Origin of the sequence: Methylobacter sp. (assembly GCF_036845245.1) — a bacterium.
Classification (GTDB): Bacteria; Pseudomonadota; Gammaproteobacteria; order Methylococcales; family Methylomonadaceae; genus Methylobacter_A.
The window spans coordinates 1-20,196 of sequence record NZ_DAIUEH010000062.1; the positions used below are offsets into that span (position 1 = coordinate 1).

A 20,196-nucleotide genomic window follows, 5' to 3' on the forward strand; every position below is an offset into this window, starting at 1 on the left:
CAGAAATGCTTATTTTTGCATTTTAGCTGTTTTTGTCACTTTTAAAACACGCACTTAGTTCCAGTTTGTCCAAACTGCCATGCGATGCTCCATACTAGCGAGCCACCGCTGTCAATCTCAGAATTAAAAAAGCACATCAATAGTCCCGTAGGCCGGAATAAGCCGGTTTGAGCGAGAGCGAAAACCGGCTTATTCCGGCAAACACCTATCATAGTCGGGCAACATCTTGACGCCCAACAATGTTGTCAATCGAAACCTATGCCATATAGGAGTATAGCCTTGCCATATTTTTTGTATTTCAGTACGCCATAGCGTACGATAAAGTCTCAGTCTAACCTTGGAGCATTAAAATGCAGACACTAAGCGCAAGTGAGGCACGGGCGAATCTTTACCGGCTCATTGATGATGCCGCAACATCCCATGAACCTGTCGTTATTACAGGCAAACGCAACAATGCAATTCTTATTGCGGAAGAAGATTGGTCTGCAATCCAGGAAACCTTATATTTGCTGTCTGTTCCAGGCATGCGCGAATCCATACATGACGGCATGAATACAGCCGTTAGCGAATGCGAAAAGGAGCTTGATTGGTGAGTTGGCTGTTGGTCTACACAGCACAAGCCAAAAAAGATGCAAAAAAACTGGCTAATGCGGGCTTAAAAGAAAAGGCTATTGCTTTACTCAAACTCATCGAAACCAATCCCTATCAGAATCCGCCTCCGTACGAAAAGCTTGTGGGTGATCTTTCGGGCGCTTATTCGAGACGAATCAATATTCAGCATCGGTTAGTCTATGAGGTTCTGAGCGATCAAGGTACGATCAAGATACTGAGAATGTGGACGCATTATGAATAGTCCCGTAGGCTGGAATAAGCCGGTTCGAGCGGTAGCGAGAACGGGTGTTTCCGGCAAACACTTGAGAAACCATCAATATCTTAGCTGACTGCATTACCCCGGCAGTCGGCTAACAACTTCAATGGGGCAAACCGGAAGGAAAAGATCATGAATTGGTATCTGGAAGCTTTGAAAAAATATGCGGAGTTCAACGGGAGAGCCAGGAGAAAAGAGTATTGGTTCTTCATATTATTTAATATTCTTATCAGCGTCTTTTTTGCGACCATTGATTTTGTTAGCGGCTCTTTTAATGCTGAAACCGGCGTCGGCCTGTTAAGTGGCCTTTACTCATTGGCCGTCTTGATTCCCGGCATAGCGGTAACGGTTCGGAGGCTTCATGACACCGACCGTAGCGGTTGGTGGTTGTTAATTCCGTTGATTCCGGTTATCGGCGGTATCGTGCTTTTTATTTTTATGATTCAAGACAGTACGTCCGGCGACAATCAATATGGTCCCAGCCCTAAGTAAGGCGTCAATGGGCAAGGCGTAGCGGTCGAATAGGGCCATTTTTCTGGCGAGCGCCGCATGCCCTAGGCTGGGCCTTGCCACCCATGGCGAAATAATGATCTTTTGGGTGTCCCGCAGACACTTTTGCGAATGCGAAAAGCGGCTTGACAGGTAAAGTGGCTGGAACATTAATCCTCAATGTTTTCAGGCGTGACTCTCAGCATTTCATCAACGCTGGTTATTCCCGACGCTACTTTTTCCGCCGCGCTCAGGCGTAACGGTCTCATGCCTTCAAGCATGGCTTGTTTTTGCAGAACGGCACTGTCGCAACCGCTGACCATTAATTTTTTTAATACCGGTGAGTTGCTGAATATTTCATAAATGCCGATTCGGCCCGAATATCCGGTATATCTGCATTCTTTACAACCTACTGCTTCGTACACATAGGCGGGAGTTGCAGCTGTATAAGGCGTAATCAATCGGGACCACTGTTCATCATTAATGCCGACCTGTTTTTTGCAGTTACGGCATAAAACACGCACCAGGCGTTGCGCCATCACGCCTAATAAAGTCAGTTGAATCAGGTAAGCGGGAACGCCAATATCCAGCAAACGAACCACTGCCGAGGGCGCATTATTGGTATGTAAGGTGGAAAACACCAAATGTCCGGTCAGAGAAGCCTGGATCGCCATTTCCGCTGTTTCCAGATCGCGGATTTCGCCGACCATAATAATATCGGGGTCTTGACGCATTAAAGCGCGAATGCCGCTGGCAAAAGTAAGTCCTATACCGGCTTTAACTTGCAGTTGGTTAAAGCTGGGTTCGATCTGTTCAATCGGGTCCTCGACGGTACACAGGTTTACTTGGGGTGTAGCCAGATGTTTCAGGGTTGAGTACAACGTGGTGGTTTTTCCTGAACCTGTAGGGCCTGTAACCAGAATTATGCCGTGTGAATGTTGAATCAGTCTGTTCCAGATTGCCTTTTCATGAGTGTTAAAACCCAGTTGTTTATAGTCGCGTGTTAGTACTTCGGGGTCAAAAACACGCATGACCATCTTTTCGCCAAAAGCGCTGGGCATTGTCGAAAGCCGTAACTCGATTTCTTTTTTTCCGGATATATGGGTTTTAATGCGTCCGTCTTGAGGCAATCTTTTTTCGGCAATGTTCATTCTGCCGAGAATTTTTAACCGGCTCATCACCGGATTCATAACGGCTGCGGGTAACTGATAGACATCATGCAAAATGCCGTCGATTCTAAAGCGTACATTGCCTTGGTTACGGCGAGGCTCGATATGAATATCGCTGGCACGCTGATCGAACGCATACTGCATCAACCAGTTGACCAAATTGACGATATGCTGATTTTCCGCATCAAGATTATTGATCTGGCCCAGTTCAACCAATTGTTCAAAGTTATAAAGAGTGCTGGTTGACTGGTTGGCCGAGTTATCGGTCGCTCCTTTTAATGATTTGGCAAATGCGTAAAACTCGCCCAAATAGCGTTTGATTTCATCGGGATTAGCCAACACACGGGTTATTTGGCCCGGCTGGATTTTTTTAAGGTCCGCTTCCCAAGCCCGAATATAAGGTTCCGCGGTAGCAATGACGGCTTCATCCTTGCTGACTTTAATCGGCAGGATGTTGTAATTTGCCGCATAAGCATGACTGTAAATTAACGTCACCGAAGGAATGTCGATTTTTAGCGGATCAATGTAGTAATAGGGCAGGTTTACTTTCTTTGCCAACCACTGGGTTAAGTTTTCAAGCGTTAACGGTTTTCCAAGCTGGGTTTGGTCGGTTACAGCGCATTCGACCAGAATATTGAGCGGGTGTTTGGCCTGGCTGGTGGAAGATTTTCCGTACATCCGGCTCTTTTCAAGGTCCGCGTCCGAAATCATCCCGTCTTCTTGTAACCAAAGCAACACCTGTTCAAGCGTTAATTTGGCTTCTTGTGGTTCTTTTTGATCCAGTGATGGGTATTGGTTTAGCAATTGTGTAGACATTAAATGACAAATGATGTTTTGCGGATTACTTGCAGTAATTGTAGCAGTCCATGAAAGTTGGAGGTGACTAGGGTTGTCGGTATCGCTTCAGCACTTCCCAGACTGAACGCAGATTGGACTCAGGTTCAGGCAGCAGCAGGGTGATTACTATCTCTTCAACGGCTGCAACTATGCAGATTATCGCAGCAATTCTAAACGGCCAAGTCGGACCACCCAGAAACAGCACATACAAAGTCAAACCCATGGACCCGGCGGCGATTTTTACCGTCCAGGTATGGTAGCTGGTAAAAATCCCGAACTTGAAAAAACCTGCAAGGGCAGGCAGCAGGCAACTGGCGACAATCAGGCCGACATAAAGCCGTTCCCTGCTCACCACGTCAGGCCATAGCCACCAGCAACATAGTGCTATGGTCAAGTAGGTGATGACATCCGCCCAGCTGTCGAGCGTGGCGCCGAACTGGGTAACTTGGCCGGTCAGTCGGGCCGCCAAGCCATCGAGCAAGTCGGTAAGAAAAGCAACTGCTAATAGCGTCATAAAAGCAATTCCATGTCCATGCCATGCCAGCCACAATAACATCGGCGCGGCCACGAAACGAAACCCGGTCAGCAGGTTGGGCAAGGTCAGTTTGGATTGTGTGCTGTTCATAAGGTAAACGTGGCTATCAAAGGTGCATGATCTGAAAGCGCATGCCACGGTGCGTGGGTCAGCCGCTCACACGATACCGGGGTTAAACCGCGATAATAAATGCGGTCCATCGGCAAAAATGGCAACCAGGCCGGAAAGCTGCGGGCATAGCGTCCATGGATTTCATGGAAAATCTCCTGCAAACCCAAATGGTCATGGAAGAAGCGGTCTGCTTGTCCCAGCCAGTCGTTAAAGTCACCGGCAATGATAAGCGGCGCATCATACGGCACATGACTATCGATACGTGCGCATAATTTGCCGATTTGCAGGCGGCGCTCTTTGCCGGTCAAGCCGAAATGAATGCACACAATATGCACATCCTGACTGCTTCCCAGTAATCGGATAACGCCATGCAACAGGCTGCGGCTGGCCCAGGGAAAAGGTGATACGTTAATATTTTCCCAGCGTTCGAACGGATGTTTGCTCAGAATAGCATTGCCGTGATGACCGGCGTTATAAATCGCATTTTTACCGTAAGCGTGGAAAGGCCAAACATTTTCAGCGAGAAATTCAAGCTGGGGTAAAACAGGCCAGTCGGGGATTTTTTTCTGGTGATGTATATGCTCACCCTGCATTTCCTGCAAGAACATTAAATCGGCATCGGCGGCTATCAAAGCATCTTTAATATGATGTAGCACAAATCGCCGGTTGCCTACATTAAAACCTTTATGGATGTTGTAGGTTAATATTCGTAATCCTTTTTCAGTCATATATGTTTCTAATTAGTAAGGCCGCTTTCGAATATGCAACCGGTAAAGAACCGGCGAGATCAATTCCTCAATCAGAAAAAAAAGCGCCACAATCACGATGATGTCGATCAGGCTCAGCGCCAGCGGTTCTTTTAACAAAAATATCGGTAACAACGATTCAGGCACTGTATCGAGACCTCGCGCCCGGCTGCTTTCATTGCATCCCATTCGGCGCTTGATGAAGCTCGCCAGTAAATCGCCGGCCATTGTCAAAACGCCAAATAATAGGCCGGTTAAAGGCTCTATTCCGCTTAAAAAGGCTACCAAGGTTGTACAGAAAATAGCCGAGCATAAGCCGCGCCAGGTTTTGGTGTTGCCAAACAAGCGCCGGCCATCGGACCATTCCAGCTTATTATCCACCGGCCATGTCCAGCGCTTGCCCAATGCTTTATTGATCAACACCGGCGCACCGTTCGCGGCAACTAGCAATGCGATAGCCTGAATCATGCAATATAAACACCACGATAGCGCAGTCATGTATAAATCCTCTAATTCTATTTGACCATAGTTAATAATCTCTGTCGATTTAGGTTATCAGTGATTTAGCCACCGATTGCGGCGAACCGGCACGTGCTAAAACAGGCTGCTTAAAAATGCTGTAAAATGCTGTAAAATGACACCAAGGCGAAATTGCCGTTTACTTTAAAAGCAAGAGAAAACCATGATAGATAAAAAACTGCTCGATATTCTGGCCTGTCCTTTATGCAAGAGTCCGTTGATTTATGACAAGTCTCAGCAGGAGCTTATCTGCAAAGCCGACCGTATTGCTTTCCCTATCCGTGACGATATTCCCGTCATGCTTGAAGATGAGGCCCGCGAATTAACTAACGACGAAATCGACGCCTTATCCAGATGAGTGTGCGTTTCAAAGTCGTCATTCCGGCGAGATACGGCTCAACAAGATTGCCGGGTAAGCCATTATTGAACATTGCAGGCAAACCGATGATTGCCCATGTCTGCGAACGTGCACAAGAAGCCGATGCCGACGAAATCATTGTTGCCACTGACGATGACCGGATTTTTCAAGCGGTCGGCGATTTAGGGTTTAAAGCGGTAATGACCCGCGCCGACCATCAAAGCGGTACTGAAAGAATTGCCGAAGTTGCAAGGCTTTGCGGTTGGGCCGGTGATGATGTCATCGTTAATCTGCAAGGCGATGAACCGCTTATTCCACCGGTTTATATCCGTGATGCCGCTGAGGCATTGGCCGGTCAACAGCTGGCGGGTATCGCGACGCTGGCTGCAAAAATTACCGATCAGGAAGAAATTTTCAATCCGAACGCCGTCAAAGTGGTTTTGAATCATGCCGGTTACGCGCTTTATTTTAGTCGCGCACCCATTCCTTGGGAAAGGGATACGTTTGCCCATTCAGGCGGTAAGCCTTCAGGGAAACTGCCTCATCTCAGGCATATAGGCATGTATGCTTACACGGTTGATTTTTTAAACCGCTATTGCCTATGGGATGCCTCATTGCTTGAGTCGATTGAATTCCTGGAACAACTGAGAATACTGTGGCGTGGCGAGGCCATTAAAGTTCATGTCGTCGATAAAACACCGTCCGCCGGTGTCGATACAAAAGAAGATTTGATACGCGTGGAGCACGTATTGAGTTTGAGTCACTAGCCTCCTGTCCGGGCGCTGTTTCCGTTTGATAGGATATATGTCAACGTAGGCTTTGCCTACATGCGGTTAGGTAAGGGGCGTGAGCACGGTTGCATGGATGCAGGAGGTAGAGCAACGCAGGAAGCGGAAGCTGTTCCTGCACACAGCCAGTTCCGATTTGACATAGCCTATTAAAAACAGTACCTTGGGCAACATTTTTAACTTTCACTTAAACACCGGTTTTTCAAGAGCAGTCAATGGAACAATTTCATAGAATAAGTCGTTTACCCCCTTACGTTTTTAACATTGTCACTGATCTGAAAGCCAAGGCCCGAGCGGCGGGAGAAGATATTATTGATTTTGGCATGGGTAATCCCGATCAGGCCACGCCTGAGCATATCGTAGCCAAATTGGTTGAGTCGGCTCAACGTCCGGATACGCATCGTTATTCGGTTTCCAAGGGCATACCTCGATTAAGAAAAGCCATTTGCACATGGTATAAAAACCGCTTTGATGTTGATTTGGACCCGGAAACCGAGGCCATTGTTACCATAGGTTCAAAAGAAGGTTTGGCACATTTGGCATTGGCGACTTTAGGTCCGGGCGATGTTGTGCTGGTGCCTAATCCTGCTTATCCGATACATCCTTATGGCGTAGTGATTGCGGGTGCCGATCTTAGGCATGTGCCGATGGTTCCGGGCGGCGATTTTTTTGAGGAACTGCACAAAGCCATTATCGATTCATGGCCCAAGCCGAAAATGCTGATTCTTAATTTTCCCGGCAATCCGACCAGTCAGTGCGTGGAACTGGATTTTTTTGAAAAAATTATCGCTGTCGCCAAAGAGCATAACATCTGGGTGGTACAGGATATCGCTTATGCCGACATCGTTTTCGACGGCTATAAAGCGCCGTCGATTCTTCAAGTCGAAGGCGCAAAAGACATTGCAGTCGAGTTTTTCTCGCTGTCGAAAAGTTACAACATGCCTGGGTGGCGTGTTGGGTTTATGTGCGGCAACAAGGAACTGGTTTCCGCTCTGGCTCGCATTAAATCTTATCTGGATTACGGTACCTTTACGCCGATCCAAATTGCCGCGATTGCTGCGTTGGAAGGCCCGCAGGAATGCGTTGCTGAAATTGCCGAGATGTACCGTAAAAGACGCGATGTACTGTGCGATGGCTTAACCGCAGCCGGCTGGCCGGTTGAAAAACCGAAAGCAACTATGTTTGTCTGGGCACGTATTCCCGAAGCGTATCAGCACATGGGTTCGCTTGAGTTTTCCAAAAAGCTGCTGGCGGAAGCCAAAGTGGCGGTTTCGCCGGGGGTTGGCTTCGGCCAACATGGCGATGATCATGTCAGGTTCGGCCTGATTGAGAATGAACACCGTACCCGTCAGGCGGTTCGCGGCATTCGCAATATGATGAAGAAGGATAAGGTTATATAATTCTGTGAGTTCGTTAGATTTGGATTTTAATGGAATACGGATTAAGCGGATTTTTTTATCAGCGTTTGAACCTCCGTCTACTTGAGAAGATCATTAGGAGTGAACATGTCGGACAACATAGAAAATATTGTTTTAGAACATTTACGTCATATTCGAGGCAGAGTTGACCAAATAGCTGATGATATGTCCGATCTTAAACATCGCATGTCCAGTCTTGAGTTATCAATAGTTTCTGTTAAACATGAAGTTGCCCATGGTGACGAAACTGATGCGAGACAGCAAGTTACTCTCGATAAAATTGTTGACCGTATTCAACGTATAGAAAAAAGACTGGAGCTTATTAGTTAAGTGGTGAGTTTTCATTGTTCTCATATAAAACGATGGAACAATAATAATTTTTTAACTGGAGTTTGATTTGAAACCGGTAAAAGTAGGTGTATTAGGATTAGGTACTGTCGGTGGCGGCACCGTCAATGTGTTGAAGCGAAATGCGGCGGAAATCGCTCGCAGGGCAGGTCGTGAAATCATTATCACCCGCGCCTCGGCCAAAGATTTAGATAAGCAACGTATTTGCGATACGCAAGGCATAACCTTAACGACCGATCCTTTTGAAATCATCAATGATCCCGAAATTGAAATCATTCTGGAATTGATCGGCGGGGCTGGGCCAGTCAAAGACATGGTATTAAAAGCCATAGAAAACGGTAAGCATGTCGTTACCGCCAATAAGTCGTTGATTGCGTTGCATGGCAACGAGATTTTCGCCAGAGCCAGCGAAAAAGGCGTCATCGTCGCTTTTGAAGCCGCTGTCGCCGGTGGCATTCCGATTATCAAAGCGATACGCGAAGGCTTAAGCGGCAACCAGATCGAGTGGTTGGCCGGTATTATCAACGGCACCGGCAATTTTATCCTGACTGAAATGCGCGATAAAGGCCGTGACTTTTCTGATGTATTGGCCGAAGCTCAAGCCCTGGGCTACGCAGAAGCCGATCCTACTTTCGATGTGGAAGGCATAGACGCCGGCCATAAATTAACTATTTTGGCTTCGATTGCTTTCGGTATCCCGTTGCAGTTCGACAAAGTTTTTACCGAAGGTATTACCAAAATCACCCGTACCGATGTCGAGTACGCGGAGCAACTGGGTTATCGTATCAAGCATTTGGGCATCGCCCGCAAAACGCCGGAAGGCATCGAATTAAGAGTGCATCCGACCTTGATTCCTGAACGTCGTCTGATTGCCAACGTCAACGGCGTGATGAATGCCATTTTGGTTAAAGGCGATGCAGTCGGCCCTACACTTTATTATGGTGCCGGTGCCGGAGCCGAGCCTACCGCGTCTTCTGTCGTCGCCGATGTGATCGATGTGGTCAGGGCCTTAACCAGCGACCCCGAAAATCGTGTGCCGCATTTAGCTTTCCAGGCCGACGCAATAGTCGACATACCGGTCTTGCCTGCGGACATGTTCCGGACGGCATATTATTTACGGCTTAATGCGGAAGACAAGCCGGGCGTTTTGGCAGAAGTAACCCGGATTCTTGCCGAACATCAAATCAGCATTGAAGCGATCAGCCAGAAAGTACCGCTGCACAATGAAATTTCGGTGCCGATTATCATATTGACTCAAGTCACGCTGGAAAAAGAAATGAACGCGGCTATCGCTGAAATTGAAGCGTTAAAAACCGTTAGCGGTAAAGTCAACCGCATCCGTCTGGAAACTTTAGGATAAATAAAAAATGTCTACGCATAAACACTACACCGGCCTGATTGAACGCTACAGAGACCGCTTGCCGGTTAGCGACACCACCCGCATTATCAGTCTGAACGAAGGCAATACGCCTATGATTCAACTGCAAAACATTCCTCGCTTGATCGGCAAGGGTGTTGATATTTATGTCAAATTTGAAGGCTTGAACCCTACCGGTTCGTTTAAAGATCGCGGTATGACCATGGCGGTCACCAAAGCCGTGGAAGCAGGCAGTCAAGCCATCATCTGCGCCTCAACCGGCAATACCTCGGCTGCCGCCGCAGCGTATGCAGCACGCGCCGGTATTAAAGCTTTCGTGTTGATACCCGACGGTAAAATCGCTTTGGGCAAGCTGGCTCAAACCTTGATGTACGGCGCTGAAATCATTCAGATTAACGGCAACTTCGATAAAGGCATGTCACTGGTTAAAGAAGTCGCCGAACATGCGCCGGTTACTATCGTTAACTCGATCAATCCGTTCAGAATTGACGGACAAAAAACCGCGGCTTTTGAAATTGTCGACGACCTTGGTTTCGCGCCCGACTATCACTGCCTGCCGGTCGGCAACGCCGGAAACATTACCGCCTACTGGAAAGGTTATACCGAATATGCCGCTAGTCGTGTGTGCAGTACGCGCCCGGTCATGTGCGGTTACCAGGCTGCCGGGGCGGCACCGTTTTTAGCCGGTCATATGATCGATGAACCGGAAACCATTGCTACAGCCATACGCATCGGTCACCCGCAATCCTGGGATTTTGCCTGGGCCGCACAAAAAGAGTCCGGCGGCTGGTTTGATAAGTTTACCGACGAACAGATTTTAGCCGCTCACAAAATGCTGTCCCAGTTTGAAGGCATCTTTTGCGAACCGGCTTCGGCAACGTCTTTAGCAGGAGCCTTGCATGACATCGGTTCCGGAAAAATCCCTGAAGGTAGTAAAATTGTTTGCACCTTAACCGGTAACGGCTTGAAAGATCCCGATACCGCTATATCGCAATGCGCCGCTGCACATCCTGTGACGATTGACGCCAGTTTGGATGCGGTTAAACGAGCTATTCTGGATTGTTTATAATCCAGTTTTATGATGCAGCATGAAAGCCACATCATGGCGATGCGTCCACGTTTTTAATAGCACACTGGAAAGGTAATGAAAAATATATGCATAATAGCTTTATTCACAACTGTTCTGCTTACAGCTTGTAGTAAGGATGAGACGCCTAAAGATGAGGTGCCTAAGGTCGAAGACCCGCATAACATTGTTATAGATGGTCAGAAAATGACGCAAGCCAACTTCCTGCAAAAGTATTGCGTCGGCAAAGTAAATAACGAAAATTGCGCGATAGTAGGAAACGCCATGGGGATGGATGCCACTAAAGGCGAAGTGCAAAAGGGTGGTAAGCTATAACTCGCAGTAAGTAGGTTGGGGCAACATCTTTTCGTTGACCAACATTCTTGGCTGACCTATGAAATGGTATTCGTAAATGGTACGTGAATGCTCTCTTATTTTGGTTTAGACTTGATTATAGATAGTTATTTTTCAGGAGATGCTTTATGACGGCTGTAACATTTGATACGCTAAAATTCGTTGAAAAATTAAAATCTGCGGGTGTACCCGAAGAACAAGCCAAAGCGATGTCGGAAGCTTTTCGTGATGCATCCGGTGAAGCTGATTTAGCAACCAAGCGTGATCTTAAAGATACTGAATTAAGGTTAGAGTCACGCATTGACAAGCTTGATACGCGTATTGGAGGGGAGTTGATGCTGGTAAAATGGATGCTTGGCGTTATTATTGCGGCTGAGGCTATGCCGTGGTTTGTTAAGCTATTTACATAGCTAAGCAAAGTTCATTGTGCCTACCTTTTTTAATGGTGGATTTATCGAAGCTCAACCCTCTATCTTTTGGCGCGCATGGCACGCCCTATGTTAAATTTCCAATAAAACCTTTGTGGTTCTTCGGGTCTTCGTGGTGAATTTTTGTAAAATCTAAAGCCGACCAATGTCGGCTTTTTTATTGGAAACCCCATGTATTATCAAGGCGTAAAAAAAACCATCGTTACCCGCCCAGTCCCGAAAAAACGCTCTAACTTGGGTGAAATGCATCCTATATTGGAACGTATCTTTTTAGCTAGGGGCTTAACGTCGGAAGCGGAGCTGGACAGGACACTGGCAAAACTTCCATCACCGTGGCTGCTGTCGGGCATGGATGCGTTGGTCGGGCATTTGATCACTGCGATTAATGAACAACAGCGGATTTGCATTGTGGCCGATTTCGATGCCGATGGCGCAACTAGTTGCGCTGTGGCTATTAAGGGTTTGCAATTATTGGGGGCAGGGCAGGTAACATTCGTCGTGCCCAACCGATTTGAATACGGTTACGGCTTGACGCCTGAAATAGTCGGTCTGGTCAAGCAGCAAAATCCCGATGTGATTATTACCGTTGATAACGGCATATCGAGCATAGACGGAGTTAGGGTAGCCAAAGAGCTGGGTATAAAAGTCCTGATTACCGATCATCATTTGCCCGGTCATGAGTTGCCTGTTGCCGATGCGATAGTCAATCCCAACCTGGGCGATGATAAATTTCCCAGCGGCGCATTGGCCGGTGTGGGCGTTATTTTCTATGTCATGATGGCCTTGAGGAGCCGGTTAAGGGAGCAAAACTGGTTTGAGCAACATCAGGTTCAGGAACCCAATCTCGCCCAGCTGCTCGATTATGTCGCATTGGGCACGGTCGCCGATGTGGTGGCGCTGGATCAAATCAACCGTGTTTTGGTGCATCAAGGCTTATTGAGAATACGCACGGGGCGCTCACATCCTGGAATAAAGGCGCTTATCGAGGTATCCGGCAGAAAGCCAGAGTCTATTTATGCTTCCGATTTGGGCTTTGCGCTCGGGCCAAGGCTGAATGCCGCCGGGCGTATGGATGATATGTCGCTGGGGATTCAGTGCCTGCTTACCGAAGACCCGATTCTGGCAAAAGAAATGGCGTTGCAACTCGACGAGCTGAACAATGACCGGCGGGAAATCGAAGGGCAAATGAAAAACGAAGCGATGGCTTTGTTAAAGGAAATGAAAAAGCTCGATGAACACCATTTGCCTGCGGGTGTCTGCTTGTTCGACGCCAACTGGCATCAAGGTGTTATCGGCATTTTGGCCTCGCGCATTAAAGATCAATTGCATCGTCCGGTTATCGCTTTTGCGCCTGCCGGAAAAGATGAGATAAAAGGTTCTGCGCGCTCAATTCCCGGCGTTCATATTCGTGATGTATTGAGTGATATTGCAGCGCTACATCCTAAATTGCTGAGTAAGTTCGGTGGCCATGCGATGGCCGCAGGCATGAGCATCAAAATGCACGACTATCCGCCTTTTGCATTGGCTTTCGATGCTGTGGTCAGGAAACGTCTGGTTGCTATCGATCTGGAGCAGAAAATCTATTCCGACGGCGAACTGACTGAACAGGAGATGACAATTGAATTTGCCGATTTACTGCAAAATGCCGGAACCTGGGGACAGGAATTTCCCGAACCTGTTTTCGATGGCGTTTTTGATGTGATTCAATCGCGTATTGTCGGGCAGCGACATCTTAAGCTGGTACTGAGAAAACCGTTCGGCGAGCTGTTAATCGATGCGATTGCTTTTTATGTGGATAAGCCGGAAAGCTGGTTAGGTTTACGGCATATTAAGGCCGCTTACAAACTCGACATCAATGAGTTCAGGGGAAATCGAAGTGTGCAGTTTGTAGTGCAATACTTGGAAAAAATTACATAAAAAAGGGCGGATTAACCGCCCTTTTTTGCATAGCGTAGTACTTATTTTTTGGGCTCTGCCGGAGCTGCGGGTGCAGGCTCGGCTGCTTTTGCGGGTTCTTCCACTTTACCAGGTGCTGCCTCGCCTTCAACGGCTTTAGCAGGCTCAGCCGCTGCCGGTGCTTCTTCAGCAGTTGGCGTTGCTGGTTCTGCCGGAGCAGGTGTAGCCTCAGCTTTTGGTTTCTCGTCTGTCAGCGGTATCAATATCTCTACTTTTGCTTGGTTACGCAATGTTTCTATCATGCCTTGAACTTTCTTACGTTGTAAGAAAGGCATAAGTTGCTCTTTAACCGCTTCCAATGGTGGAGGTGTTACCGGGCGAGAATCTTCTTTCAAAATGACATGATAACCAAACTGGGTCTTAACAGGTTCTTTGGTGTATTTGCCTTTTTCCAGTGCGGCGACTGCTTCAGAGAAAGGAGCGACCATTTGTGCTGCAGAAAACCAGCCTAAGTCTCCGCCATTTTGAGATTCTTTAGCATCCAATGAATTCTTGTTGGCTAGCTTTGCAAAATCAGCGCCCTTATCCAATTCGGCAATCAGTTTTTTGGCTTCCGCTTCGGTTTTTACCAGGATATGACGGGCTTTATACTCGGTTCCCTTTTCAGCGGCGACTTTGCTGTCGTATTCGGCTTTGACTTCTGCGTCGGTGACCGGATTGGCTTTGATGAAGTTTTGCAGGTCGGCTTGTGTTAATAATGCCTTTTTAGCGGCGTCAAGCTGTACGACGAATTCAGGCGATTTATCCAGTTGCTTTTGTGCGGCATCCTGAACCAGCAATTCACGTTGAACTAGCTCTTCAATCAGTTTTTCTTTAGGAAAAGTTTGTCCGTGGCTACGTTCGGCAATTTCTTTTTCCAATGACTCAAGATTTGATTTGGAAATATATTGGCCATTTACGACAGCAACAGCATCGGCTTTATCAACTGCGGGTGAAGTCGTGGTTGCTGCAGGAGTGCTGCCTACATCAGTAGCTTTTTGTTGATTACAACCGGCAATTAATGCTGTGCCGACAACAAGTAAGGGGATGAATTTTTTCATTTAGAATCTTCCTTTATTTTCTTCAGAGGGTGAGAGAGCATTAATGCCTAAGGCATGAATTTGTTGTTTCATCATATCGCCCAGCGCTTTATAAATAAGCTGGTGTCGCTGAACTAAAGATTTGCCTTCAAAAATTTCAGCGATAATAGAAACATGATAATGTCCGCCGCCGCTACGTGCACCGGCATGTCCGGCATGAGCCTCGCTATTATCAATAATTTCCAAAAGCTCTGGTTTAAAAGCATCATTTAACAGTTGTCTAATTAATTCGGATGTCGTTGATGTCATTGTGGAAAGACCTTTTTAAATGGTTTAACGGTAACCTTGGCGTAAACCCCGGCATCGATATAAGGATCAACGTCCGCCCATTGCTGGGCGTCGGCCAAACTGTCAAATTCGGCAACTACCAAACTACCGGTAAAACCGGCTGCACCGGGATTGTCACTGTCAATTGATGGGTGGGGGCCTGCCAAGACCAGTCGTCCGGCATCCTGTAATTCCTGTAAGCGCTTGATATGCGCGGGGCGCACTGACAGTCTTTTCTCCAGACTATCCGCTATATCTTCACTGATAATGGCGTATAACACGTTTTATTCCTCTGTATCGGGGATATATTTATATAAAAAAATCATTTGCAGCAAAATAAAGACAACCATTAAAACCGGTACGCCAAATGTTTTAAACGTAACCCAGTCATCAGTATCGTAATTGTACATTACATAAATATTAATGAAGCCTACACTAATGAAAAAGCAGCCCCACATAGTATTTAGCCGTTTCCAGATCAAGGGAGGCAGGGTTAAATTGCCGGACAGCATTTTTTCAATGAAAGGTTTTTTACCAATAAACTGACTACCCAAAAAGGCTATGCCAAACAACCATTCTATAATGGACAGTTTCCATTTAATAAATTGCTCATCCTGTAAATAAAGAGTCGCACCGCCCATTACCAGTATCAACCCCAAGGTAATCCATTGCATGGTTTCTACCTTGCGGTATTTAAACCAGGCATAAGCCACCTGAATAACGGTTGCCACAATGACAACGGCGGTAGCGACATAAATATCGTAAAGTTTAAACGCAATAAAGAATAAAAGAATAGGGAAAAATTCGAAAAGCTGTTTCATAGTTACGGAAAGTAGGGGTGATCAGGCGTAAGCATCTATTCCTGTAATCAATTGAGCACGTTGATCTTGCAGCGGTGCATTGAATGCCTGATTATAGGCAGAAAGTGCTCTTAAGGTTCGTGAATCGGTTGGCTTAATAATATTATCTTGACCTGAAGAATCAATGGTTAAGTTAATATTATCCAGTGCTTTTTTAGCCACTTCAGGTGAAGAAGACGGGTTAATTTTTTTGTTTTGAGCATCCTTTGCAATAGGTTGCTCATTTTCGTTTTTATTTTGCGCACCATTATTCCTGCCAACTTTTTGATTATGGGCTATCGGCGAAAAAGTTAATGATGAACTATGAATTTTCATATATAGAAGCAAGTTGTTACACAAATCTAACTATCGGTTCATTGTAAAATCTTTACTGCGGAATGTACATGCTTGAATAGCCGTTTCTGCTAGAATAGCGATTATTTTGGGAGTAAATCAGTGGATAAAAGCACACAAACAGAATTAGAAGCTGCTGCATTCAGACGCTTAGTCAGTCATTTACAAAAACGTACCGACGTTCAAAACATCGAATTGATGATATTGGCTGATTTCTGCAGAAATTGCCTAGCTAAATGGTATTTGGCGGAAGCGGTAGAGCAGGGCGTAGAGATGGATTATGAGCAAGCCAGGGAAGTTATCTACGGCATGCCTTATAAAGAATGGAAAGATAAATTCCAAACCGAAGCTACAACCGAACAATTGGCCGCTTACGATCGCAAACAACAAGATAAAAATAATGACTGACAAATCACAATACAACGCCCTATTTTCCGGCGTTATCGGACAGGATTATGAACTGCTCAACTTAATCTGCCCCTTAGCAACTCAAATGAGCTGCTTGGTAGGTAGTGCGGCCGGTGAGTATTCCGCGCAAACAACCGATCATTTGACTGTTGTAGAGCTAGGCGGCGGCACCGGTATTACCACCTTATCGCTATTAACTGCGTCAGATAAATTCAATATCTTGAGTATTGATAACGAGCCTGTCATGCAGGATCAGGCTAAAAAACATCTGCATAAATGGGCGACAGAAGGCAAATTGGCATTTTGCGGCGATGATGCATTGACAGCGTTAAATAACATTGCAAACGATAGCGTCGATATAGTGGCTTCAGCCTATACCTTACACAACTTTCTCGATACTTATCGCAAGGAAGTCATACAAGAGATTTTCAGGATTTTAAAACCCGGAGGTCAATTCATTAACGGCGACCGTTATGGCCTGGATGATATTTCCAATCATACGCGCGCCATACAGCAAGAAGTCGGCGGTTATTTCAAAGTATTAACCCAGATTAACAAATTGGACGTACTGGAACACTGGATAGTGCACTTGTTTAACGATGAATCGGAAAACCATGTCATGCGTGAGTCGGTAGCATTAGATCAGCTACGTGATGCTGGGTTTTCAAACATCACTCTTAGTCACAGGCTTGAAGTTAATGCGTTAGTTACAGCCATAAAGCCCGTTTTATAGAATTGCTCAATTAAGGCTTCGCTGTGGACTTGTTGAAATCTGTATTACTTGTTTACAAATTAGTTTTCTTGCTGGTTCCCGTTCATGAAAGTTAATTGGCCTATTTTCCGCTCGTTTTCATCCCACATGACAAGTAATCCATTTTTCCTTCCATCCTTATAATTTGTTTCAATATATTTTTTCTTATTTGAGTGATATGCCTCATGTTTACCGGTGAAAGGTTTATCTTCATTAGGCATATAGGCTAGATCATTTCTCATTTCCAGCTCTTCAGAAGTAACAGTCTCTTTCGGCTTTATAACTTGTTCTTTCGGCTTTATATATTTTAAAACGCGAGTTTTAACCTTAACTTTTTTCTTCGGCTTGTTATTTTTCAATACATGGATTTTAGCTTTGGAATGTGCTTTGGATAGTATTTCGGCTAAAACTCTGGCGTCAGCATGACAATCTGAAATAAAAAAAGCTATAACTAATATAAATATTATATTTTTCATTAAAATAATTTAAATAACCTAGCCTTAAGACTTACATTATTAATGAGAAATTACCAACCAGAATGTAATAAGTCTATCATAGCCATATGTCACTGCGGTACAGCATAATTTAGCTTAAATATTCATAACTCTGAAAGTAAGTCGCAAAGCGTAGTAATATTCAATGGCTTGACCAAGTGATGATCGAAACCCGCCTCCTGCGAACGCGCTAAATCCTCTACCCGCCCATAGCCGCTTAATGCTATCAGCAGCATATCTGCCCCGTTGGGCAGTTGCCTGGTGCGCCGCGCTACCTGATAGCCATCCTCTCCGGGCATTCCGATGTCCAGCAGAACTACATCGGGATGAAATGCGTCGATTAGCGATATGGCGCTCTCGCCGGAATCAGCCATCTTGACTGCATAGCCGTTCAACTCAAGGAGAAGGGCTGTACTCTTCCTGACGTCGGAATCATCGTCTACCACCAGTATCCGCAGGCCTGCGCTAGGGAAGGGTGTTGGTATCTCGCAGGCAGCAAACATATCTGGTTCAGCAATCGTCGGTAAACGGACTCTGAAGCTGGAGCCCATTCCGACACCAGGGCTTGATGCCGTTACTTGTCCGCCGTGTAGTTCCACTAGCTGCTTTACCAAGGTAAGCCCGATACCCAGTCCGCCCTGAGATCGATCCAGGGTACGCGCGCCCTGTTGAAATAGATCGAAAATCGTCGGCAATAGTTCCTCCGAAATACCAGTGCCGTTGTCTCGCACCTGGATCTCAACTTCGGCCTCGAGCAGTTGCACATTAATATCGATTTGACCGCATTCCGGAGTGTATTTACTGGCATTGTCGAGCAGGTTAAGCAACACTTGAGACAGGCGCACGGAATCGCCCTCCAACAATATCGGCTGTTCAGGCAGACAAACATCAAGGCGCTGGTGTTTGGCCAAGATGAAGCCGCGTGCCGTCTCCAAGACTGACTTAATCACTTCTACAAGATCGAGCCGTTCTTTCTTTAGCGAAATCTTGCCACGCACAATACGCGAAACATCCAGTAAATCGTCCACCAAGTGAGTCAGGTGAGTTACTTGCCGCTTAATGATGTCGGTAGCCCAGTTGAGCCGAGGATCTTCCAGCTTCAGCATATCCAAGATATGGGCTGCGTTGTTGATCGGGGTCAGCGGATTTCTCAGTTCGTGAGCCAGCATAGCGAGAAATTCATCTTTACGTTGGTCGGCTTCGTGCAGGGCCATCTTCGCCTGTTTGCTCGCGGAGATATCACGGCTTACGGTGGCGATACCGACGGGCTCACCGGTGCTGTCTTTGATGAAGAACACGTTATAGGTCATCCAGATTCCGGCGCCGCTCTTGAAATGGCGGAACCTGATTTCCACATCGGCGTGCCCCTCATGCACAACGCGCGGCAAGAATTCATCAAGAATGAAGCGCCGGTCTTCGGGGAAGAAAAACTCTTCAACCGGCGTTCGGATGCACTGCTCCAAGTTATCGAGGCCAACCAGACTCATGCCGGCTTGGTTGATGTAGAATGGAATGAAATTCATGTCGCACATGCTGATGAACTCCATGCTGTTGTCGGCCAGCGAAACGAACTTTTGCCGTTCCAGCTCTATGTGCTTGCGTTCGGTAATGTCGCGCAGGGCGATGACATAGCCGGGTTGTCCGTCCCATTCCAGCGGCGCGGAACGCATTTCTGCCCAGGCGAATCCGTCCGGACGGACCAGATTAATATCCTGATAGCTGTTTTTATCAGGATTGATTGGAATCGCCAGCGATTGACCGACCATTGGACTTCGTGCCAGCAGGATTTCGGCAGCCTGGTTGGCATAGAGTACGATGCCTTGGCTATCTACAACTAAAACGCCGTCGGTGATAGTATCCAGGATCAGGTCGAACTTGGGGAGGTCTGTGGTCATGGTCGATAAATTTACTTAGATGATGACGGTTTGTACGCCGATTCCCTTAGCCTGAGTAGTAATGGCTGCGATGACTGAAGGCACCCGAGACAAGTCGCCAAGCAATTTCAACACCGGTTCCGGCACATCGCGCACCAGCATCGGCGTCGCAAACACATCTTTTTCCAGTGCTTTTTCCGGCATGCCCAACACTTCGACAACGTCGAAGACCCATTGTCCGGGATCGTAAAGATTGGCGAGTGCGGTGGTAATCTGCTCGACCAGTCGGCGGGTTTCGGTATTCAACGATACCACATACAAAGTTAGCACCAATTTGTGCTGCATTGAACGCCGGACTTCATGAGGAATGGCGGTTTGGGCGATATTGCGAATTTGTGCCGAAGACAGCGGCTTGCTGGCCAATTCGAACTGAAAGCCTTCCTTATGTATGCTTTTCAATTGCTCCATGTATTCATTGGCAAAGGCGGTAACGATATAAATGTTCAGGGTTTCGTCAATGGCTTTCAAACGACGCAAGGTTTCCACACCATCAATGCCGGGCATCCGCAAATCCAGAAAAATCAAATCGGGACGTTCAGCCTGGGTCATTTCGATACCCTGCGAACCGTTCTCGGCTTCGCAAACCGAGAAACTCTCATCTTCCAGAATCAGTTTGAAGGCAGCGCGCACCGCAGGATCATCGTCTATTACCAGAATTTTACTTACCATATATCATGCCTTTTGAGTGTTGAGATTTAAATG

The 20,196-nt window shown here is 46.6% G+C and carries 26 protein-coding genes; 14 read left to right on the top strand and 12 right to left on the bottom strand.

Features of this window, described 5'->3' with window-relative positions:
• Window positions 1-350 precede the first annotated feature (350 nt).
• From V7051_RS21050 to V7051_RS21060, 3 genes are all read left to right on the top strand, one after another.
• Window positions 351-593 carry a type II toxin-antitoxin system Phd/YefM family antitoxin gene (locus V7051_RS21050; RefSeq protein ID WP_333878367.1) on the top strand — a complete coding sequence of 81 codons (243 nt, stop codon included), beginning with the start codon at window positions 351-353 and terminating at the stop codon, window positions 591-593.
• Window positions 590-853, top strand: coding sequence for a Txe/YoeB family addiction module toxin (locus tag V7051_RS21055; protein WP_333878369.1), 264 nt, complete (start codon window positions 590-592; stop codon window positions 851-853). Before V7051_RS21050 ends, V7051_RS21055 begins: the two co-directional genes overlap by 4 nt.
• 147 nt (window positions 854-1,000) lie before the next feature.
• Window positions 1,001-1,360, top strand: a complete 360-nt coding sequence (locus V7051_RS21060) for a DUF805 domain-containing protein (protein ID WP_333878371.1) — start codon at window positions 1,001-1,003, stop codon at window positions 1,358-1,360.
• Window positions 1,361-1,527: 167 nt separating this feature from the next.
• Here V7051_RS21060 and V7051_RS21065 read toward each other — a convergent pair whose 3' ends face one another.
• The 4 genes from V7051_RS21065 to V7051_RS21080 all read right to left on the bottom strand — a co-directional run bounded on the left by V7051_RS21065 (window position 1,528) and on the right by V7051_RS21080 (window position 5,253).
• Window positions 1,528-3,342 (bottom strand): GspE/PulE family protein, encoded by a 1,815-nt coding sequence (locus V7051_RS21065; protein ID WP_333878373.1) that lies wholly within the window; start codon window positions 3,340-3,342, stop codon window positions 1,528-1,530.
• Window positions 3,343-3,409: 67 nt separating this feature from the next.
• Window positions 3,410-3,988, bottom strand: a complete 579-nt coding sequence (locus tag V7051_RS21070) for a CDP-alcohol phosphatidyltransferase family protein (RefSeq protein WP_333878376.1) — start codon at window positions 3,986-3,988, stop codon at window positions 3,410-3,412.
• Complete coding sequence (locus V7051_RS21075; RefSeq protein ID WP_333878378.1) at window positions 3,985-4,737, bottom strand: endonuclease/exonuclease/phosphatase family protein; 753 nt, start codon at window positions 4,735-4,737, stop codon at window positions 3,985-3,987. The genes V7051_RS21070 and V7051_RS21075 overlap by 4 nt, the downstream gene beginning before the upstream one ends.
• Window positions 4,738-4,749: 12 nt before the next feature.
• Window positions 4,750-5,253, bottom strand: coding sequence for a CDP-archaeol synthase (locus V7051_RS21080; protein WP_333878381.1), 504 nt, complete (start codon window positions 5,251-5,253; stop codon window positions 4,750-4,752).
• 184 nt (window positions 5,254-5,437) lie between these two features.
• Between V7051_RS21080 and V7051_RS21085 the strand changes: the two genes are divergently transcribed.
• From V7051_RS21085 to recJ, 9 genes are all read left to right on the top strand, one after another.
• The gene (locus V7051_RS21085) at window positions 5,438-5,632 is read left to right on the top strand and encodes a Trm112 family protein (protein WP_442919685.1); all 195 of its coding nucleotides are present in this window, start codon (window positions 5,438-5,440) and stop codon (window positions 5,630-5,632) included.
• Window positions 5,629-6,399 (top strand): 3-deoxy-manno-octulosonate cytidylyltransferase, encoded by a 771-nt coding sequence (gene kdsB, locus V7051_RS21090; RefSeq protein ID WP_333878383.1) that lies wholly within the window; start codon window positions 5,629-5,631, stop codon window positions 6,397-6,399. Before V7051_RS21085 ends, kdsB begins: the two co-directional genes overlap by 4 nt.
• Window positions 6,400-6,635: 236 nt before the next feature.
• Entirely contained in the window at window positions 6,636-7,820 is a 1,185-nt protein-coding gene (gene alaC / locus V7051_RS21095) for an alanine transaminase (protein WP_333878385.1), read from the top strand.
• Window positions 7,821-7,925: 105 nt separating this feature from the next.
• Window positions 7,926-8,168: a hypothetical protein gene (locus V7051_RS21100; protein WP_333878387.1), complete on the top strand. Its 243-nt coding sequence runs from the start codon at window positions 7,926-7,928 to the stop codon at window positions 8,166-8,168.
• A 67-nt stretch (window positions 8,169-8,235) separates the two neighbouring features.
• Window positions 8,236-9,546: a homoserine dehydrogenase gene (locus tag V7051_RS21105; RefSeq protein ID WP_333878389.1), complete on the top strand. Its 1,311-nt coding sequence runs from the start codon at window positions 8,236-8,238 to the stop codon at window positions 9,544-9,546.
• A gap of 7 nt (window positions 9,547-9,553) precedes the next feature.
• Complete coding sequence (gene thrC / locus V7051_RS21110; RefSeq protein ID WP_333878391.1) at window positions 9,554-10,633, top strand: threonine synthase; 1,080 nt, start codon at window positions 9,554-9,556, stop codon at window positions 10,631-10,633.
• A 75-nt stretch (window positions 10,634-10,708) separates the two neighbouring features.
• Window positions 10,709-10,966 (top strand): hypothetical protein, encoded by a 258-nt coding sequence (locus V7051_RS21115; RefSeq protein WP_333878393.1) that lies wholly within the window; start codon window positions 10,709-10,711, stop codon window positions 10,964-10,966.
• A gap of 146 nt (window positions 10,967-11,112) precedes the next feature.
• Entirely contained in the window at window positions 11,113-11,394 is a 282-nt protein-coding gene (locus V7051_RS21120; RefSeq protein WP_333878395.1) for a DUF1640 domain-containing protein, read from the top strand.
• A gap of 189 nt (window positions 11,395-11,583) precedes the next feature.
• Window positions 11,584-13,329: a single-stranded-DNA-specific exonuclease RecJ gene (gene recJ, locus V7051_RS21125; protein ID WP_333878396.1), complete on the top strand. Its 1,746-nt coding sequence runs from the start codon at window positions 11,584-11,586 to the stop codon at window positions 13,327-13,329.
• A 41-nt stretch (window positions 13,330-13,370) separates the two neighbouring features.
• Here the strand turns inward: recJ and V7051_RS21130 are convergent, their stop codons facing one another.
• The 5 genes from V7051_RS21130 to V7051_RS21150 are packed head-to-tail and all read right to left on the bottom strand — an operon-like array spanning window position 13,371 to window position 15,889.
• Window positions 13,371-14,408, bottom strand: a complete 1,038-nt coding sequence (locus V7051_RS21130; RefSeq protein ID WP_333878398.1) for a peptidylprolyl isomerase — start codon at window positions 14,406-14,408, stop codon at window positions 13,371-13,373.
• Complete coding sequence (locus tag V7051_RS21135; protein ID WP_333878400.1) at window positions 14,409-14,696, bottom strand: BolA family protein; 288 nt, start codon at window positions 14,694-14,696, stop codon at window positions 14,409-14,411.
• Complete coding sequence (locus V7051_RS21140) at window positions 14,693-14,995, bottom strand: YciI family protein (RefSeq protein ID WP_333878402.1); 303 nt, start codon at window positions 14,993-14,995, stop codon at window positions 14,693-14,695. Before V7051_RS21140 ends, V7051_RS21135 begins: the two co-directional genes overlap by 4 nt.
• Before the next feature lie 3 nt (window positions 14,996-14,998).
• The gene (locus V7051_RS21145; RefSeq protein ID WP_333878403.1) at window positions 14,999-15,535 is read right to left on the bottom strand and encodes a septation protein A; all 537 of its coding nucleotides are present in this window, start codon (window positions 15,533-15,535) and stop codon (window positions 14,999-15,001) included.
• Window positions 15,536-15,556: 21 nt separating this feature from the next.
• On the bottom strand, window positions 15,557-15,889 hold the full coding sequence (locus V7051_RS21150; protein ID WP_333878405.1) for a hypothetical protein: 333 nt from the start codon (window positions 15,887-15,889) through the stop codon (window positions 15,557-15,559).
• Window positions 15,890-16,009: 120 nt separating this feature from the next.
• Between V7051_RS21150 and V7051_RS21155 the strand changes: the two genes are divergently transcribed.
• Window positions 16,010-16,315, top strand: a complete 306-nt coding sequence (locus tag V7051_RS21155; RefSeq protein WP_333878406.1) for a DUF1244 domain-containing protein — start codon at window positions 16,010-16,012, stop codon at window positions 16,313-16,315.
• Entirely contained in the window at window positions 16,308-17,048 is a 741-nt protein-coding gene (locus V7051_RS21160) for a class I SAM-dependent methyltransferase (protein ID WP_333878408.1), read from the top strand. Before V7051_RS21155 ends, V7051_RS21160 begins: the two co-directional genes overlap by 8 nt.
• 59 nt (window positions 17,049-17,107) lie before the next feature.
• Here V7051_RS21160 and V7051_RS21165 read toward each other — a convergent pair whose 3' ends face one another.
• The 3 genes from V7051_RS21165 to V7051_RS21175 form a co-directional block, all read right to left on the bottom strand.
• On the bottom strand, window positions 17,108-17,542 hold the full coding sequence (locus V7051_RS21165; RefSeq protein WP_333878410.1) for a hypothetical protein: 435 nt from the start codon (window positions 17,540-17,542) through the stop codon (window positions 17,108-17,110).
• 122 nt (window positions 17,543-17,664) lie between these two features.
• Window positions 17,665-19,455, bottom strand: coding sequence for a hybrid sensor histidine kinase/response regulator (locus V7051_RS21170; protein WP_333878412.1), 1,791 nt, complete (start codon window positions 19,453-19,455; stop codon window positions 17,665-17,667).
• 15 nt (window positions 19,456-19,470) lie between these two features.
• Complete coding sequence (locus V7051_RS21175; protein WP_333878413.1) at window positions 19,471-20,163, bottom strand: response regulator; 693 nt, start codon at window positions 20,161-20,163, stop codon at window positions 19,471-19,473.
• Window positions 20,164-20,196 lie beyond the last annotated feature (33 nt).